15 protein-coding genes are annotated in these 17640 nt (G+C 66.1%); 1 reads left to right on the top strand and 14 read right to left on the bottom strand.

The window, feature by feature from the left end; all coding sequences use genetic code 11:
- Positions 1-273: 273 nt before the first annotated feature.
- The 14 genes from IPM80_13805 to IPM80_13740 form a co-directional block, all read right to left on the bottom strand.
- Positions 274-2088 carry a hypothetical protein gene (locus tag IPM80_13805; GenBank protein ID MBK8959468.1) on the bottom strand — a complete coding sequence of 605 codons (1815 nt, stop codon included), beginning with the start codon at positions 2086-2088 and terminating at the stop codon, positions 274-276.
- Positions 2085-3023, bottom strand: coding sequence for a glycine reductase (locus IPM80_13800; GenBank protein ID MBK8959467.1), 939 nt, complete (start codon positions 3021-3023; stop codon positions 2085-2087). Before IPM80_13800 ends, IPM80_13805 begins: the two co-directional genes overlap by 4 nt.
- Before the next feature lie 142 nt (positions 3024-3165).
- A complete protein-coding gene (locus tag IPM80_13795) occupies positions 3166-4458 on the bottom strand; it encodes a RidA family protein (GenBank protein MBK8959466.1) in 1293 nt (430 codons plus the stop codon).
- 95 nt (positions 4459-4553) lie between these two features.
- Complete coding sequence (locus IPM80_13790; protein ID MBK8959465.1) at positions 4554-6632, bottom strand: PQQ-dependent dehydrogenase, methanol/ethanol family; 2079 nt, start codon at positions 6630-6632, stop codon at positions 4554-4556.
- 100 nt (positions 6633-6732) lie between these two features.
- Positions 6733-7602, bottom strand: coding sequence for an LLM class F420-dependent oxidoreductase (locus IPM80_13785; protein MBK8959464.1), 870 nt, complete (start codon positions 7600-7602; stop codon positions 6733-6735).
- 129 nt (positions 7603-7731) lie between these two features.
- A complete protein-coding gene (locus tag IPM80_13780) occupies positions 7732-8124 on the bottom strand; it encodes a redoxin domain-containing protein (protein MBK8959463.1) in 393 nt (130 codons plus the stop codon).
- 9 nt (positions 8125-8133) lie between these two features.
- Entirely contained in the window at positions 8134-8382 is a 249-nt protein-coding gene (locus tag IPM80_13775) for a hypothetical protein (protein ID MBK8959462.1), read from the bottom strand.
- A gap of 91 nt (positions 8383-8473) precedes the next feature.
- On the bottom strand, positions 8474-10093 hold the full coding sequence (locus tag IPM80_13770; protein MBK8959461.1) for a methyl-accepting chemotaxis protein: 1620 nt from the start codon (positions 10091-10093) through the stop codon (positions 8474-8476).
- A 157-nt stretch (positions 10094-10250) separates the two neighbouring features.
- Positions 10251-10601 (bottom strand): EthD domain-containing protein, encoded by a 351-nt coding sequence (locus IPM80_13765; protein ID MBK8959460.1) that lies wholly within the window; start codon positions 10599-10601, stop codon positions 10251-10253.
- Positions 10602-10692: 91 nt separating this feature from the next.
- Entirely contained in the window at positions 10693-11292 is a 600-nt protein-coding gene (locus IPM80_13760; GenBank protein MBK8959459.1) for a CDP-alcohol phosphatidyltransferase family protein, read from the bottom strand.
- Positions 11289-12041 (bottom strand): endonuclease/exonuclease/phosphatase family protein, encoded by a 753-nt coding sequence (locus IPM80_13755; GenBank protein ID MBK8959458.1) that lies wholly within the window; start codon positions 12039-12041, stop codon positions 11289-11291. The genes IPM80_13760 and IPM80_13755 overlap by 4 nt, the downstream gene beginning before the upstream one ends.
- Before the next feature lie 22 nt (positions 12042-12063).
- Positions 12064-12516: a CDP-archaeol synthase gene (locus IPM80_13750; protein MBK8959457.1), complete on the bottom strand. Its 453-nt coding sequence runs from the start codon at positions 12514-12516 to the stop codon at positions 12064-12066.
- Between the two features lie 125 nt (positions 12517-12641).
- Entirely contained in the window at positions 12642-13109 is a 468-nt protein-coding gene (locus IPM80_13745) for a DUF1854 domain-containing protein (protein MBK8959456.1), read from the bottom strand.
- The gene (locus tag IPM80_13740; protein ID MBK8959455.1) at positions 13106-15334 is read right to left on the bottom strand and encodes an ABC transporter ATP-binding protein; all 2229 of its coding nucleotides are present in this window, start codon (positions 15332-15334) and stop codon (positions 13106-13108) included. Before IPM80_13740 ends, IPM80_13745 begins: the two co-directional genes overlap by 4 nt.
- Positions 15335-15452: 118 nt before the next feature.
- On the opposite strand from IPM80_13740, the gene IPM80_13735 reads away from it, so the two are divergent.
- Positions 15453-17621, top strand: coding sequence for an acetate--CoA ligase family protein (locus IPM80_13735; GenBank protein ID MBK8959454.1), 2169 nt, complete (start codon positions 15453-15455; stop codon positions 17619-17621).
- The last annotated feature ends 19 nt before the right edge of the window (positions 17622-17640 follow it).

The following is a 17640-nucleotide window of genomic DNA, read 5'->3' as shown; positions in this document are numbered from 1 at the left end:
GCGGGAAAGAACTGGAGTTTGGAATGTGCGATTGAAATCGCACCTACAACGCGGGTCAAGCGTCAACCATCCGGCGCGCTGCGAGGAACCGGCAATGGCCATAGTCGTTTGAACTCGCCCTGGTAGCGAGACGGGCGATGCGGGAAGGCCGCCCCGCCGCAGCGACCCGGACACCCCTTCGTCGGAGGTGCGAATTCACTCGCATATCGATAGGCCGGTCGTTATCTGAATCGTTCCGGGTCATGGCACTGGGCGTCGCCCGGCGGTTTGGCATCACGAGTCGGGTGTAGAGCCCTCGCGTCGAGTCACCCGCACCCATCGAACATGCGCGCCCCGCGCGCCGGCGGTCAGGATCAGCTGGCCGTCGGCGAGCTCGACCTGCGCCTCGTCGTCGCTTTCGGCATGCCCCTGCCATAGTTCCTTGGACAGACCGGCGATGCGCAGGGCCACCGACTGGCCGGGCTTGAGGGCCACGCCCACGCGGCCGGCCGCGTCGAGCATGGTCACGGCGTTGCCGACCGCGAAGAAGTGGCCGGGCACCGCCACGCCCTCGCGGCTACTGCGGATGCCGATGCGCCCATCGGTGCGTACGAAGATCTGCGAGCGGAATCGATAGGGCTCCTGGCCTTCGAAATTCACCAGCCGGTAGCGCGCGCGAAAATCCTTGCGCGCCAGAAGTTCGCGGCCGCTGCGATAGCAGCCGTGGCTGGCGCCCTGGGCGAGGCAGGGCAGCACCAGGTCCGGCTCGCGCGACATCACGTACTCGCCGTTGCCGAGTTCATGGCCAACGCGACCGTGACCGAAGTCCGCCGGTGGATGGCTGGCCAGGAAGCGGTCGTTGATGCCGAGCATGTCGAGCGCCGGCAGGCGCGAGAAATATGGCAGGCAGCCGGCCGAGTCGACCGCCAGCAGCGGTTGCTCGGCGTGGAAGGCGCGGTTCAACAGTCGTCCGATCACTTCGCCATCCCATTCCCAGCGCTCGGTGGTGGCGAGGAAATTCTGTGGGTCGCGGCCGGTGAGATGGATCTGTGCGGCGAGCGCCAGCACCGTGAGCGGCAACATCAACGTGGACGCGCGTCGTGTCTGGAACGCTTCACGCAGGCCGATGGCCAGCACCAACGCCAGCGGCACGAGCAGCGCGACCACATGCCGCCGCGCGGGAAAGATGTCGCCGCCGATGGTCATGACATAGAGCGTCCACAGCACCATCACGGCCAGCGCCGGCGCCATGCGTCGCCAGGCGCGATGGGCGACCACCAGCAGCACCAGGCCGAGGGCGAGCAGCGGCCACAGGTGCAAGGCGGCGTCGAGCACGTAGATGACGCCATGCACCAGCCGGTCAAACGTGAGCGCGAGCTTGGCACGCGCCGAGTTCGGCACCCACTCGCCGTAATAGGCGAGGCGAAACGCGAGCTGCGCCGCGACGGCCGTCGCCGACATCAAGCCAATGACTATGACCCGTGGCAGAGCGCGCCAGCCGAGCGCGCACATGAGTCCGAACAAGAGGCCGGCGACCAGCACCGGACTGTCGGGACGCGTGACACACAGGGCGGCGAGCGGCAGGGCGCAACGCCACGGCCGCGAGATCTCGCCCGCCTCGATGAGGCGGTCCGCTTCGACCAGCGCAAGGGCGAGAAACAGCGCGATGAAAGCCTGCTCGAGACCGCCGATGGCCCATGCCGCGATGGGCCCGGTCACCGCGAGCGCACAGGCGGCCAAGGCGCTCGCCGCCCAGCGACCGCGCGTGTCACCCGCGGTGCAGCGCGCCACGCACACGATGGCGCCGCCCATGGCGAGTACGCCGAGCACGCGCGCGGCCACGATCAAGTCCATGCCGAGCGCATGCAGCGCCGCCGTCGCCAGCACCCAGGACAGGTTCGAATAGCCCTCCACCCGCTCACCGTCGGTCCAGGTCAGGCCCAGGCCCTCGACGAAGCGTTCGGCATAGCGCAGCGAAATCAGCGCGTCGTCAGCGATGAAGGGATGGTAGAGCGTGATGTGCAGGCCGAGCAGCAGCAAGGCCGGCAGCGCGGCGAGGACCGTGTACGTCCAGTGTAATTGTGGCGCCGGCGGCGCAGGCGTTTTCAATCGCGCTCCCGGGCTTTCACTTCGCGCGCGACGTCGCGCTGTGCGTCGAACTCGGCGCGACGCCGAGCCAGCTCCTCGTTCGACAGTCGCGCGATGTTCGAATAGTCGAGTTTCCAGTCGGGATCGCCGGACCAGCGCAGTGGCGACTGCTGCGTGGTGCGCGGGCCGCGCGCCGATTCGAGCAGGCCGAGCGCGAGTGCCAGTGTGGTGTCCTGCGAAGCGAGGTCATGCGGCCGTCCGGCGGCATTGCCGAGCGGGAAATCGCTGAACAGGAAACGCGGTACGCCGACCAGTTCGACGATGTCCTTGGCGCACCCCAGCACCACGGTCGCGATGCCGTGGGCTTCGAGATGACGGGCTGCCAGACTCACGGTCTGGTGACAGACCGGTCAGGTCGCGACCAGCAATACCGCGTCGACGCCGTCCTCGCGGCAACGCGCGAGCAGTTCCGCGCAATCGACATCGAGCGTGGTGCGATGGGAGCGGTTGGTCGGCGCGCCGTGAAAGCGCGCGGCAACGCGGCCGATGCGTGCGGCTTGCGCGGCGCGCCGCAGCGCCGGCAAGGGGAACCAGGTGTTCTGATCCTCGGCACTGGTGTGCTGACGGTCGTAGCTGATGTGCGAGATACGCATGTCGTGATCACGGGCCGTGTCGCCCGAGTAAACGCTGAAGAACTTGGCGCCGGCGTTGTAGGGCGCGCCCGGACCCTGGTCGCCCTTGTCGGGCTGGAAAGGCGCGGCGGTGGTGATGAGCCCGACCGTCATCGCCGACAGCGGTTTGTGCAACGGCGCGAACGGCACATCGACGTACTGCGCCCAGCGATACGGTGCGCCGTAACCAAGCGTCGCGTAATACTCGCGAATGCGCGCGAGGTAGGGGATGGCAGTGTCGTGGGGCGCGGCAAAGCCCAAGGCTTCATCCTGCGGGTCGGTCATGGCGAGGTTCCTCGGCGGGCTCTGAATCTTTGTGGGTCAGACTTCAGTCTGACATTAAGGGATTGGCACCTGGCTTGGAACCCCTCCCCGAGGTCAGACTGAAGTCTGACCCACAGAAGAGCGGCGTTGGATTCAGCTACCCCTACAAGAGCGCGATCAAATCGATGGCCACCTTGCAGCCCGGCACCAACAGGGGATTCGGCACGCGGATGGTGGTGCTGGCCGGCGGCGCGCTCGGAAAGGCCTTGCCCCAGGTCGCGAAGGACGTGAAGAACTCGCTGAAGTCGGTGTAGAAGCCGCGCCGGCGCAATAGCTTGTCGGCCGTGGTGCCCGCCGCTTCACAGATCGCTTCGACGTTCTTGACGATGTAGTTCACCTGCTGGGCCGATTCCGAGCCGTAGAAGGGAAAGGCGGGATTGAGCCTGGCCTCGGCCGGCACGCCGGTGCGATAGTCGGTCGCCATCTGCTGCGAGAAGAACAGCAGCGAGCCGGCCTGCACCGCCTGCGGCTCGTGGGCCAGCGGTCGCGGCGCGGCGTCGGTGGCGATGGTGCGGCGAATGTCACCGGCGCCCGGCAAGTAGGCGATGAGATTGATGGCGACGCGCGCGCCGGGCACGCCGAGACTCTTGACCGGCGCGGTGGTGCGCGCCGGCGGATTGACCGGAAAGAATTCGCGCCACACCTCGTCGAGACGGAAGAAGTCCTTCAGATCCGTCAGGTAGACCTCGGCCTTCACCACGTCCTTCAAAGTCGCGCCACCGGCGGCGAGTACCGCTTCCAGTTGCGTCAAGACATGCGCGGTCTGCAACCGACCGTTCTCGCCGTAATAGGGGAAAGTGGCGGTGGTGCGCGCATCGGCGGCGATTGCTTCGTTGAAATCCGTGGCCACGAGACCGCTGGTGAAAATCCACTGGCCGCATTTGGCCCCATAGTGATAGAGCGGCGCACCGTCGAGGCCGTCGGGCAACGCGCGTGGCAGGCCAATGGGATCCAGCATTTCGATGCGCTGCCCGGCGGGTGGCACCAGCGCCACCAGGTCAATCTCGGAGCGGCAGCCTGGGATCGGCAGTTCTTCCACGAGGATGGTCGAGGTGGGTGGCGGCGTACCACCGAAACAGGCGGCGAGCGCCTGGCTGGCGCCTGCCTGATCGCTGTCCTCGGTCAGGTAGTTGGTCAGGTGCACGACGTGTTCGAGGCGCGCACCGCCGGCCCGCAGGCAGGCTTCGATGTTCTCGCCGATGTAACGCGTTTGGCGTGCGATCTCCGAACCGTGCCAGGGAAAGTTCGGATTGATGGTCGCGCGTGACGGTGTGCCGGTGTTGAGATCCGAGGCCAGTTGCCCCGACACGAACACGAAGGGCCCGGCCTTGACGGCGGGCGAGTAGGCGACCCGCGGGCGCGGCAGTTCCGGCGGAAACAGGGCTTGCTTGCTCATCACGACACTCTCCTCCCGGGGTTACGTGTCGGTGACTCGCCGTGAGTCACCGGCCAATCCATCTTGCGAAACGCTCGGCGCGCCGCGCCTGGTTGCTACTTCTTCGCCACCACCGCCACGCGCGCCTGCTGGCGGATGTAGTGCAGCAGCGCATCCACGTCCTGGTCGGTGAATTCGCCGAAGCGCGGCATGCCGTTGGCGACCTTCACGCCCTTGACCACCACCTCCTTGAACGCATCGCGGCTGGTAGCGATGGGGGATTCGCGCAGATCGGGCGCGGTGCCGCCCGACACCACGCCACCGCCGTGGCACCACATGCACGAATGGGCGAAGCGCGCCTTGCCCTGCTCGGCGAGTTTGTCGTCCACCTTGAAGTCCGGCACGTCGACGGGCGTGGCGAAGGCCGGCGGCGGCGAGGCGGGGAGTGGCGCCTTGCCGTCCAGCACGAAGGTGAACAGGCGGCGCGGATGCACCTTGTACTTCCAGCCATGTTGCGCGGCGGTCGAGCCGAGCAAGGTGCCACCGCCACCCCAGCCCACCAACAGCGAGATGTACTGCTTGCCGTCGACGCTGTAGGTGATGGGCGGCGAGGAGATGCCGTTGCCGAGCTTCACCGCCCACAGCTTGTCGCCGGTGGTGGCGTTGTAGGCATCGAACTCACCGTCGGCGCGCCCTTCGAACACCAGGTTGCCCTTGGTGGTCATGGTGCCGGCGTTCCACATCGGTGGCAGCGGCAGCTGCCAGACCTTCTTCTGCTTGATCGGATCCCAGGCCAACAGCGATGCCGTGCTGTAATCCTTGGGCGTGTCTTCGCCGCCGAACACCACGCCGGGATCGATGTAGAAATGCGGCGACTGCCACTTGCCCAAGTCCATGCCCTTGTCCTTGAACACACCGGCCATCTCGATGGTGGGGATGTAGACCAGGCCAGTGTTGGGGTTGTAGGACATCGCGTGCCAGCTATGCGCGCCGAATGGGCTCGGCCACACGGTTTCCTCGCCGTCCTCGTAGCGCGCGCCCTTCACTTCGACCGGCCGGCCGGTCTTCAGATCGATGCGCTCGGCCCAGGTGACCTTGGCGAATTTCTCGGCCGACAGCAGTTCGCCGTTGGCGCGGTTGATGACATAGAAGAAGCCGTTCTTCGGCGCGTGCAACAAGGCCTTGATCGGTTGCCCACCGTAGTTCACGTCGGCCAGCACGATGTCCATGTTGGAGTTGTAATCCCAGGTCTCGCCGGGATTGGTCTGGTAATGCCACTTGTATTCGCCGGTGTCGGCATCGAGCGCGACTATTGAACACAGGAACAGGTTGTCGCCACCGCCTGGGCTCCTGATCTTCTGGTTCCACGGCGAGCCGTTGCCGGTGCCGATCAGCACTTGGCTATAGGTCGCGTCATAGGTGATGCCGTTCCAGGTGTTGCCGCCGCCGCCGTGCTTCCACCATTCGCCGGTCCAGGTCTTGGCCGCCATTTCCATGGCCTTGTTCTCGAAGCCGTCGGCCGGGTTGCCGGGCACGATGAAGAAGCGCCACGCCTGCTTGCCGGTATCGATGTCGTAGGCGGTCACGTAGCCGCGCGCCGCTTCGTGCTCGGTGCCGCCGTTGCCGATGATGACCTTGTCGCGGAACACCTTGGGTGCGCCGGTGATGTAGTAGGAGCGGCGCGGGTCGATGGTCATGGTCTCCCACAGCATCTTGCCGCTCCTGGCGTCGAGCGCAATCAAGCGGCCATCGACGGTGGAGATGATGAGCTTGCCCTTGTAGAAGGCCGGGCCACGGTTGGAATCCCACATGATGCGCAGGCGGTCGCCGGCATGTTCGATGACTTTCGGGTCGTACTCCCACAGCACCTTGCCGGTCCTGGCATCCACCGCGCGCGTATGGCTGTAGCTGGCGGTGAAATAGATCACGCCGTCGACGGCCAGCGGGGTGGCGATCAGCGAGCGTTCGTTGGGCAGGTCCAACGACCACGCGAGGCCCAATTGCTTGACGTTGTCGGCGTTGATCTGATCGAGCGGGCTGTAGCGCTGCTCGCTGGCGGTGCGACCGTAGGCCGCCCAGTTCGCGCCGTCGCCTTCCTCAGCGAGATACTTGTCATCGACCACCGTGTCGGCGGCCGGCGCGATGCCGGCCATGAGGCCCGCCATCACGCATGAGATCCCTAACCATCGATTCATGCTTGCTCCCCTTGTGATTGAGATCCCGCGTCCGGCCGTCCTTCTCCCCGCGGCCGGACGCGTAGGTCGTGGTTTTGCGAACCTGCAGCGACGACGCCCGCTATGCGATCAGGCGTTGCGCATTGCTTTCGATGATGCGTTTGTACTCATCGGCGCTCGCGCCGAAGGCGCCGACGATGACCTGGTGCACGCCGACATCCGCGAAGCGCTTCACTTCGTCGCTACTGACTTCCAGGCCCATGCCGGTGGTCACGGAAAAATGCAGCGCGCCGGCATCGCGGCCGGCGGCCGCGGCGTAGGCTTTGATCTTGGTGATGTGCGCCCTGGCGCTGTCCGGCGTGACATTCACGCCCCACCAGCCGTCGCCCACTTCACCCACGCGTCGCAGCGCGGGCTCGCTTTCGCCGCCGAAGATGATCGGCGGATGAGGATTCTGTACGGGCTTGGGATAGGAACGCACGGCGCCGAAACGCACGAACTCGCCCTGGTGCGAGGTCTCCTCCGTGGTCCACAGCTTCTTCATGGCGGCGAGGTAATCGCGGGTGCGCTCGGCACGTTTCGGCCATGGCACTTCGAGCGCCTCGAACTCTTCCTTCAGCCAGCCGATGCCGACACCGAAATCGAAGCGGCCACCCGAGAGCTTGTCGAGCGTCGCCACTTCCTTGGCCAGGGTCAGCGGCTGGCGCTCGGGCACCAGGCAGATGCCGGTGCCGAGACGGATGCGGCTGGTGACCGCGGCGGCGAAGGTCAAGGCCAGGAACGGATCGAGTATGTCGACCTTCATGGTCTCGAACGGCATGCGGCCGTTCTGCGTGTAGGGGTAGCTCGACGAATACTGGTCGAGCAGCACGATGTGCTCGGGCGCCCACAACGAATGGTAGCCACAGGCCTCGGCCGTGGTCGCGATCAGCTTGATGATGTGCGGGTCAGCCGACAGCCCGGCACCGATGGCAAAGAATCCAATCTTCAAAATGCGTCCCCCTCGTCGTCGACTGTTGGCCGAATCTACTGCATCGGCCGGGGCCTCACCATTGTCGGTTTGGGGGTGAGCAGCGGGCGGCGCCGCGCGGGGAGGCCGCGCAGCGCCGCCGCTCATGCTTCAGCGTGGCAGGGCGCGCACCGCCTCCAGGGTCGCTTCGGGTTCGGGCCTGACGGTGTAGTCCGGGTCGACGTCCACCGCGCGCACGATGCCGTGGCGGTCGACCACGATGCGGCCCGGCATCGGCAAGGTCCATGACTCATCGCCATCGAACAGCGGCAGGTTGATGCCGAAGCTCGCGTAGATGGTGCGCAACTCGGCCGGCAGCGTGAAGCGCAGACCGAGCGCCGCCGCATAGTCGTTACGCGGGTCGGACAGGATGTCGAATGCGAGCTTGTTCTTCTCGACGATGGCAAGGCCATGTTCGGGTTTCTGGGGAGACAGCGCGACGAGATTCGCGCCCAATGCTTGCAAGGGTTCAACGATGCTTTGCAGAGCATACAGCTCCGCCACGCAGTAGGGTCACCAATGTCCGCGAAACACCGACAGCACAATTGCGCCACGCGACAAGAGCTCGGCCGACGACACCTTGGCGCCGCGCATGTTGGTGAGCGTGAAGGCCGGCAGCGGCGCACCGACCTTGACGACCTTGTCGACGATGCCGGAGGCCCTAAGGTCGGCGGTCGCTTGCGTCATCACCGCCAGCTTGTCGGCGGGAATCATCTTCATCGCACCTTGACGAATCTCATCGAGTTTCTCGCTCAGGCTCATTGCAACGTCTCCATGTGGAAGGATGAGCGACAAGACTAACTCAATTCGTGCGCGAATTTGCCGTGCACCGTACACCGTGCACGGCCCGCGCTCAGTGCAGCTTGAACTGCCCCATGCCGCTCTGCAGCGCGGCGCACAGGTCGGACAATTCGCGCGTCGCGCGGCCGACATCGTTGGTTTCGTTGGCGGTGCGATCGGCGCCCTGTTGAATGCGCAGGATGTTGCGTTCGACATCGACGATGACCTGGCTCTGCTCGCGCGCCGCTGAAGCAATCTCCGAGTTCATGTCGCGCGCGCGGCCGACGGCCGCGTCGATGGCGGTCAGCGATTCGCCGGCCACGCTGGCGGCGTGCACGGTGTGATCGGCACGCGTGCGGCCGGCGTCCATGGCGTCGGCGACACGCCGAATGGCGGCCTGCAGCCGGTCGATCATCATGTTGATTTCCGCCGTCGAATCGCCGGTACGCTGCGCGAGGGTACGCACCTCGTCGGCGACCACCGCGAAGCCGCGGCCCTGCTCGCCGGCGCGCGCCGCTTCGATGGCGGCATTCAAGGCCAACAGGTTGGTCTGCTCGGAAATATCGCGAATGACCTGCAGCACTTGGCCGATTTCGCCGCTGGAACGCTGCAGTTCACCGACCGCTTCCGCCGAATCGCGGATGTCGTTCGAGAGGTCGGTGATGGTGGTGATGACCTGCGATAGCACGTTGCGGCCGTCGCCGACCTTGCGCTGGGATTCGTGGGTCGCGTCGACCGCGGTGTCGGTATTGTGCGCCATGCTCTGCGCGCTGCCGGCGAGTTCGGTCAAGGCCGCGGCGACCGCTTCGGTTTCGGCCAGCTGCGCGCGCATGTTCTGGTTGGAGCGTTCGGAGGTGAGCGCCACCTGCTGGGTGGCGTTGGCGATGCGCGTGCTGGTTTCGGCCACCGCGCCCATGAGGCTGCGCAGGACCGCGATGAAGGCATTGAAGCCGATGGCGATGTCGCCGATTTCGTCCTTGCGCGATTCGTCCATGCGCACCGACAGGTCGCCACGCCCGCCGCTCAGGGCGCGGAAATGGGTGGCGAATTCGCGCAGCGGCATGACGATGGTCTGGCGCGTCACCCACGCTGAGAAGAAGAACAGCAGCAAGCCCGTCACCGACGCCGTCGCCAGCGCGATGTGGGTCCGCGACAGCAACGCGGCGACCTGGTCGTGATGGCTCTCGACCTGCCGGTCGCCGAATTCCTCGACCTGCACGAGCTTGTCCAGCACACGTTGCGCGGCGTCGAGATAACCCACGCCCGTTGCATCCAGGCCGTCGCTCGCGAAGTTCGGGGCCTGCAGCGTGGCCAGCAGCTGGTCGCGGCGGCTCGCGTAGTCCGCGAGCAGTTGCCGCGTCTCCTCGACCAAGGCCGGCGGCAGCAGGCTGCCGGACGCCGTCATGCGCGCGGTGGCGGACTCGGCGAACTTGTGTGCTTGCTCGTAATTGGCCAGCGCCGCGGCCGAACCCGACTCGCGCATCACGCGCTGCATCGCCAGCATTTCGCCCTGCACGCCGATCTCGGTCTCCATGGCACTGTCGGCGGTTTCCCACGCCGGGCCCATCACCAGGGCCAGCATCCGTTCCAGGCCGACCACGCCATAGATGCCCGCGCCTCCGGCCGCGCACAGGGCCAGCAGCAGCAGCAGGTTGAGCAGATTCAGGCGGGTGCCTATCGACGAACTATTCACGGAACTCTCCTCAAGGGCTCGGGTGCGGGGGCCGCGCAAACGGCGGTCCGCTCCCGACAGATAGCGGCCGTGAAGGGCCTCGACTTGAACCGGGATGGGGCGTCCGCGGCGCCTTGGCGCGGCGTCGCGGACGGGGATCGCGGCGCGGTTGCCGCGCTCAGCGCGTCTCGGGCGGCATGACGGTTTCGTGGTCTTCCATGATCATGAAACGAATCGAGGACTTGTCGAACAGCATCTCTTCGTCCGCGCCGATGATGGCGGCCGTGGCGGGCTCGGTCAGCATCGCCATGCCGCGCTGGAATTCCGCTTCATCGTCGAACCAGATCTCGGTGAGCACATCGTAGGGCGGCTCGGCATCGGTGCCGTAGACGTCGTTGCCGTAGGGTCGAATGAAATGACGGACGTAGCGCTTCATGTTCGGCACCTTGCTGGCGCCGAGCGGTGCATGACGGGTTTCGTAGTAGTTGATGAAGTCCTCCATGCTCATGCCGCGCTTGCGCTTGATCATGACCATTGCCTTGAACATTGCTCGCCCTCACTGGTGGTGACGCCCCCCATGATAGCCACGGCGCGTCACTCGCCCCACGTTCCTATGGGGGTCAGGCACGCGGCCGTCGCTGTTCGCGCCACACCTTGACGATGCTACCGACGTTGGACAGCGGCGCCTTCAACAGCCAGGTGATGGCGATCTCCTCGATGGCCGCGGCCACCGCCAGCAGTGCCGCGAGCCGCAAGGGGCCGGCCGAGCCTCCCCACAGCGCCCACATCAAGGCCAGCGCCGTGGCGCCGACCGCAGCCTTGACCAGCAGCGTGTGGTAGCTGGTGAAACGCCGGAACTTGGCATAGCCGATGATGCCCGGCAACACGAAGCTCAGGATGATGGCGAGCATCGCCAGCCATTGCTCGGTCACCAGGCGCGGGAACAACAGCGGCAGGCTGATGGCGATTGCGCAATAGGCGGCGCCGTCGGCCCACGAATCCAGGCGTGCGCCGAAACGCGTGGTGCCGCCGGTCAGTCGCGCCACCGTGCCGTCGGCCGCATCGGTCGCGAACGACAAGGCCAGCATCCACAGGAAAGCCTCGCGCCAGCCGAGCAGCGCCAGCACGATCATCGAGGGCGCCGCTACCAGCAGGCGAAAGGCGGTCAGGCAGTTGGCCGCCGTCCAGCGTCGATGACGGGTACGGGTCGCGCCGCTCACAGCGTGAACCACGCCTGCAGGGGCGCGTGGTCCGACAGGCTGGGCCACGGTGGGCCATTCAGACGCGTCGCGGCCCGCGCCTCGAGGCCGCGGCAGTAGATGCGATCCATGGGGAACAGCGGCGCCCACGACGGGAAGCTGCGCGCATGGCGACCATGCAGTTCGCGAAACACCTCGCGCAAACCCAGCGCGGCATTGAACTCGCGCTCGGCGCGGCCCCACCAGTCGTTGAAATCACCGGCCACGATCAGCGCTTCATGATGCGGAATGCGTGCTTCGATGTGCGCGCACAGGCGGTGGATCTGCGGGCGTCGCTCGGCGGCGATGAAGCCGAAGTGGATGCACACCAGGTGCACGCTGCGCGCCGCCTGCGGAATTTCGATGCGCCCATGCAAGAGACTGCGGCTGGCGGCGAAGGGATAGGGCGAGACGTCGACGTTCTCCCATTCGAGCAGCGGGTAGCAGCTCAGGATGGCGTTGCCGTGATGGCCGTGGTCATAGAGCGCGTTCTTGCCATAGGCATGGTGCGGCCACAGGCTGTCAGCGATGAATTCGAACTGCGAGGCGGCCGGCCACTGCTCGAGGCGTGCGGCATGTTGGCGGTGTTCGCCCTGGGCTTCCTGCAGGAACACCACGTCCGCCGCGCTGGCGGCCAGCGCTTCACGCATGCGCGGCAAAACGAAGTTGCGTCGGCCGTCACCCGAGAAGCCCTTGTGCATGTTGTAGGTGAGGACGCTGAGTTCGCTCATGTCGGCACCGCGCTTTGACTTCTCACCATGGTCGCGAGCGCAGGCGCAGACTGTAAAGCAGCGGCGAGGCCAACCTCACCAGCAACACGAAACCTGCCACCACCAGCGCCACCTGCAGCCACGACAACGACAAGGATGGACGCAATACCAACGCCGGCAGCAAGGCCTCGGGCACGCTGTCCAGGCGCGGCGCGCGCTGGCCGGGCGCGAGACCCAGGCGACGCTTGATGAAGCTCGCCACCAGGTCGCCGGCCATCGCCAGCGCGCCGCACTGCATGCCGAGTTGCCACGGCACACCGAGCAGCGGCGCGGCCAGCGCGCACAGCACGACGGCGGCGATGACGCCACGCCAGGTCTTGGAGCGACCCAGCACACGACGCTCGTCGCGCCACACGAGGCCCGCGTCCAGCGGCTGTTGCCAGGTGTCGCCGAACAGGTGCCGCGCCAGCACCGGCGCGCTGTTGGCAAGCGTGATCAGGATGATGAGTTGCAGTACCGGCACGGCATCGACAGCGCATGTTCACCATGAGCCTAGTCTGAAAGCCGGCGACGCGCCGCGAGTTGACCCGCGTCACACGCGCACTCGCGGCACCGGCAGGATTACATGAAGCGCAGCAGGATGCGGCGGCTGTGGGCGTCGAGCCTGGCCTGGTCGACGATTTCAAGTTGCAGGCCGTGGCTGTCGGTGATCATGAGACGGCCTTCGCCGAGGCGGCGGATGTCTTCCTCCGCCTTCAGCACGAACTCGGTCTGGCCGCGATCGGTGCGCACCGTCCAGGTGCTGGGCGTGGCGAACGCGCTGCAGGACACGATCGCTTCGATCTTCGGCACGAACTCGCGGGCGGCGAGGGTCTCGACGATGATGCCGCGCGCCGGCTCGGCGAGCTCCGAAAGGCGCGCGATGTTGACCACTTCATGGCCACCGCTCGAGACCAGTGCCACGCATTCATCGGGCGCGGTCAGGGGAAAGGCACGCACCGGCACCACGCCGTCGTAGCGGCTGCCGTCGGCGAGGGTGAGTTCGAGGCGGCCGCGCGGGTCCTGGCTCAGGGTGAAATCGTGGGTCATTGTTCTGCCTCGATGCGCGCCTGCGCTTCGTAAAGGCGCGCATAGGCGCCGTCCCGCGCGAGCAGCGTGTCATGGTCGCCGATCTCGACGATACGCCCGCGCTCCAGCACCACCAGCCGGTTCGCCTGGCGCAGGGTGGAGAGCCGATGGGCGATGGCGATGGTGGTGCGGCCGCGCACCAGGTTGTCGAGCGCCTTCTGGATCTCCTTCTCGGTTTCGGTATCGACCGACGAAGTCGCTTCGTCCAGCAGCAGGATCTTGGGGTCGATCAGCAGCGCTCGCGCAATGGACAGGCGTTGACGTTCGCCGCCCGACAGCTGCTGGCCGCGTTCACCGACCAGCGAGTCGTAGCCGTGGGGCAGACGCAGGATGAAGTCATGGGCGTGGGCGGCGCGCGCGGCGGCGACGATTTCCTCGCGCGTGGCGTCGGGTTTGCCGTAGGCGATGTTGTCCGCCACGGTGCCGAAGAACATGAAGGGCTCCTGCAGCACCAGGCCGATGTTCTTGCGGAAGTCCGGAATGGAGAGCTGCCGGATGTCGATACCATCGAGCAGGATGGCGCCCTCGGCGACGTCGTAGAAGCGGCACATGAGATTGACCAGCGTGCTCTTGCCGGAACCGCTCTGGCCGACCAGGCCGATCATCTCACCCGGCTGGATGTCGAGTGACACGTCGCGCACCACCGCGCGGCTGCCGTAGCGGAAGCCGACATTGCGCAATTCGATGTGACCACGCACCGCGTCGAGCTTCTGCGGTGACTGGGGCTCGGGCACGCTCGACACGTGGTCGAGGATGTCGAAGATACGCTTGGCGGCGGCCGCCGCCTTCTGCGTCACCGACACGATACGGCTCATGGAATCGAGGCGCGTGTAGAAGCGTCCGATGTAAGCCAGGAACGCCGTCAGCACACCGACCGTGATCTCGTGCTTGGACACCTGGTAGATGCCGAAACCCCACACCACCAACAGGCCGAGCTCGGTCAGCAGGGTGACGGTGGGCGTGAACAGCGCCCAGATCTTGTTGAGCCTGTCGTTCTGCGCGAGGTTGTACTTGTTGGCCTTGAGGAAGCGCTGTCCTTCGCGCTCTTCCTGCGCGAAAGCCTTCACCACGCGGATGCCGGGAATGGTGTCGGACAGCACGTTGGTCACTTCCGACCAGATGCGCGTCAGGCGCTCGAAGCCGGTGCGCAGCTTCTCGCGCACGATGTGGATCAGCCACACGATGAACGGCAGTGGCAGCAGGGTGGTGAGCGCCAGCCACGGGTTGATCGAAAACAGGATGGCGGCCGTCATCAGCATCACCAACACGTCGGTGATGAAGTCGAGCGCATGCAGCGACAGGAACACGCAGATGCGATCGGATTCGGAGCCCAGGCGCGAAATCAGATCGCCGGTGCGCTTGCCGCCGAAATACTCGAGCGACAGCTTCAACAGGTGGTCGAAGGTCGTGGTGCGCAGGTCCGCGCCGATGCGCTCCGATACCAGGGCGAGGATGTAGCTGCGCGCCCAGCCCAGCAGCCACGCGACCAGCGAGGCACCCACCAGTCCGCCGAGGTACATCGTCACCAGCGCGCGATCGATGGGCGTGCCGTTCTGGAAAGGGATCAGCACCTTGTCCATCAGCGGCATGGTCAGGTAGGGCGGGATCAAGGTCGCGAAGGTCGATGCCAGCGTGAACACGAAACCGAAGAACAGCTGCACGCGGTATGGCCGCGCGAAGCGCCACAGGCGGAACAGCGTCCAGGTCGACGGCGGCGTATGCAACTGCTGGGCGCACACCGGGCATTCGTCCTGGCTGGCATCGAGCACGGTGTTGCACACCGGACAATGTTCGGCCACTTCGTGCACGGCCGCGTCGCCGGCCAGCACGCGCTCCGCCTCGGCCACGAAACGCTTGGCGCCGAGGTCTTGGGCGAGCGTGAATCTCAAGCGGCCGAGGCGTTCTTCACCCCGCAGGATCTCGAGCGTGCCGACCCCGGCATGCTCGATGTGATTCAGGAAAAGTTCATTGCTTAGCGGCCAGTCTTGCCCCCCAGCGTGCTCGACCAGGTACACGATGCGGGTATCGGTCAGCAGCGCCAGGCCTCGCGCGTAACGCAGTTCCGCGGTGAGGTCGGTCTCGAACCAGGCGCGCACGGTTTCCGTGCTGGCGATGTGGTTGGTGGCCAGGGCCTGCCAGTGTTGGGGCAGGGCGGGTACTAGCGAAAATTGGGAACGAGCAGTCATTACTTATATTATCGCCGGATTGAGTACAGGATGGTGCCGTTGCCGCCTGGGGCCGCTTCCCGCGGTGAGCGTGGCGCCTAAACGGGTACGCCCGTACCGCCACCAACAGCCTTTGCTGATGAATCAACACGACATTCGAATTCTCGATCAAGTCTTCCTGCGCGGCCCCAACCGCTGGTCCTACCGCCCCGCCCTGGAGGCGCTGGTCGACATCGGCACGCTGGAGGAATTCCCTTCCAACACCTTGCCCGGCTTCGTGCCGCGGCTGGTCGAATGGCTGCCGGGCTTGCGCAAGCATGAATGCAGCTATGAAGAGCCGGGCGGCTTCGTACGCCGCCTGGAGGAGGGTACCTGGGTCGGGCATATTCTGGAGCACGTGACGCTCGAATTGCAGACCCAGGCCGGCAGACCGGCGGGCTTCGGCCGCGCGCGCAGCACGGCTACCACCGGCATCTATCACGTGGTGGTGCGCACCACGCAGGAAGATCTCACGCGCACCTGTCTGCTGCGCGCGCGCGACCTCATACTTGCCGCCATCGAAGGCAAGCCTTTCGACGTCACCCAGACCCTGCGCGAACTGCGCGTGCTGGCCGATCGCAAGGGCTTCGGGCCGAGCACCGCGTGCATCGTCGACGCGGCCGTCAACGCCAAGATCCCGGTCGTGCCGCTGTCCCAGGGCAATCTCGTCATCCTCGGCCATGGCACTCGTCAACGCCGGATCTGGACCGCCGAGACCGACCGTACCTCGGCCATCGCCGAATCGATTGCCAGCGACAAGGATCTGGCCAAGCAGCTGATCGCGCCCTGCGGCATTCCGGTGCCGGAAGGCCATCTCGTGCGCAACGCCGATGCCGCCGTCGATGCGGCCGAAGATCTTGGGTACCCGGTAGCCATCAAGCCTGGTGAAGCGAGCCGCGGCGAGGCGGTGTTTCTTGATCTGAACGATGCGGACGCGGTGCGCGCGGCGTTCGCCGTCGCCAATGAAGTCGATTCGACGGTGATCGTCGAGAAATACATCGAGGGCGAGGAGCACCGCCTGCTGGTGGTGGGCGACAAGGTCGTGGCCGCCACCCGCGCCGAAATGTTCCGCGTCACCGGCAACGGGCGCGATACCCTGCAGCACCTGCTCAACGTGGCATTGAACCAGCTCGCCGATGCTTCCGAGCCGACGGCCGTGCCGCTCACCATCGAAGACTTCGAGGACTTTCCGACCGTGCGCCTGGCCTTGAGCCGGCAGGGCCTGTCCTTCGAGGCCGTGCCGGCCACCGGCCAGGTGGTCGAGCTGCCACGCCACGCCAAGATTGGCGTCGACGTGCTGGCCGAAGTGCATCCGAGCATCGTCGCGCAGGCGACTCTCGCCGCTCGCGTGGTGGGGCTGGATATCGCCGGCGTCGACATCGTGGCCAGGGACATCTCGCAACCGCTGGCCGCGCAGGGTGGCGCACTCATAGAAATCAACGCCGGGCCGGCGCTGCCAACCCATCTGCCGCGCGGACCGAATGGTTCCCATCATGCTGGCGAGGCCATCGTCCGTCACCTCTTCCCGGGCGATGACCATGGCCGCATTCCGTTGATCGGCATTGGCGGCAGCAGCGACACCACCGCCGTCGCGCGCCTGGTCGGTTTCCTGTTGCATCTGCATGGCGTTTCCGTCGGCGTGGCCTGCGGCAATGGCCTGTATCTCGGTGAGCGTCGCGTCGAGCACAACGATGCCGCCAACTGGGCCGCCGGTCAGCGCTTGCTGGTCAATCGCACGCTGAACGCCGCGGTCATCGAAACCACCGCCGAAAGCCTGTTGCGCGAGGGCCTGCCCTATGACCGCTGCCAGGTGGCCGTGGTCACATCATTGGCAAAGGATGACAAGCTCGCCCGCTTCGGCGTCGAGGACAGCGAGCAGTTGACCAAGCTGCTGCGCACCCACGTCGACGTGGTGCTGGCGCAGGGCGTGTCGGTGCTGAACGCCGACGATGCCGGCGTGCTGGCGCTGGCCGAATTTTCCGATGGCGAGGTGCTGCTCTATAGTCGTGACGCGCACTCGCCGGCGGTGCGCGCGGCGCTGGCCGCAGGCCGTCGCGCCGTGTATCGCGATGAAGACGAACTGGTATTCGCGCATGGCGCAAACGCCGAGCGCCTGCCCATCCCGCCCACTTTCGATGCCCCCGAGTGCCTGCCGGCCGCCGCCTGCGCATGGGCGGCGAACGTACCGGTCGGCCTCATCGTGAGCGGCATCGTCGGTTTCCCGGCGGCCACCACCGCCGCCGACGAAGCCACACGTTCCACCAACTGAAGCACACTTCGAGGCAATC

Source organism: Pseudomonadota bacterium, assembly GCA_016719885.1.
Lineage (GTDB): Bacteria > Pseudomonadota > Gammaproteobacteria.
This window is presented reverse-complemented; position numbering and strand designations above follow the sequence as displayed.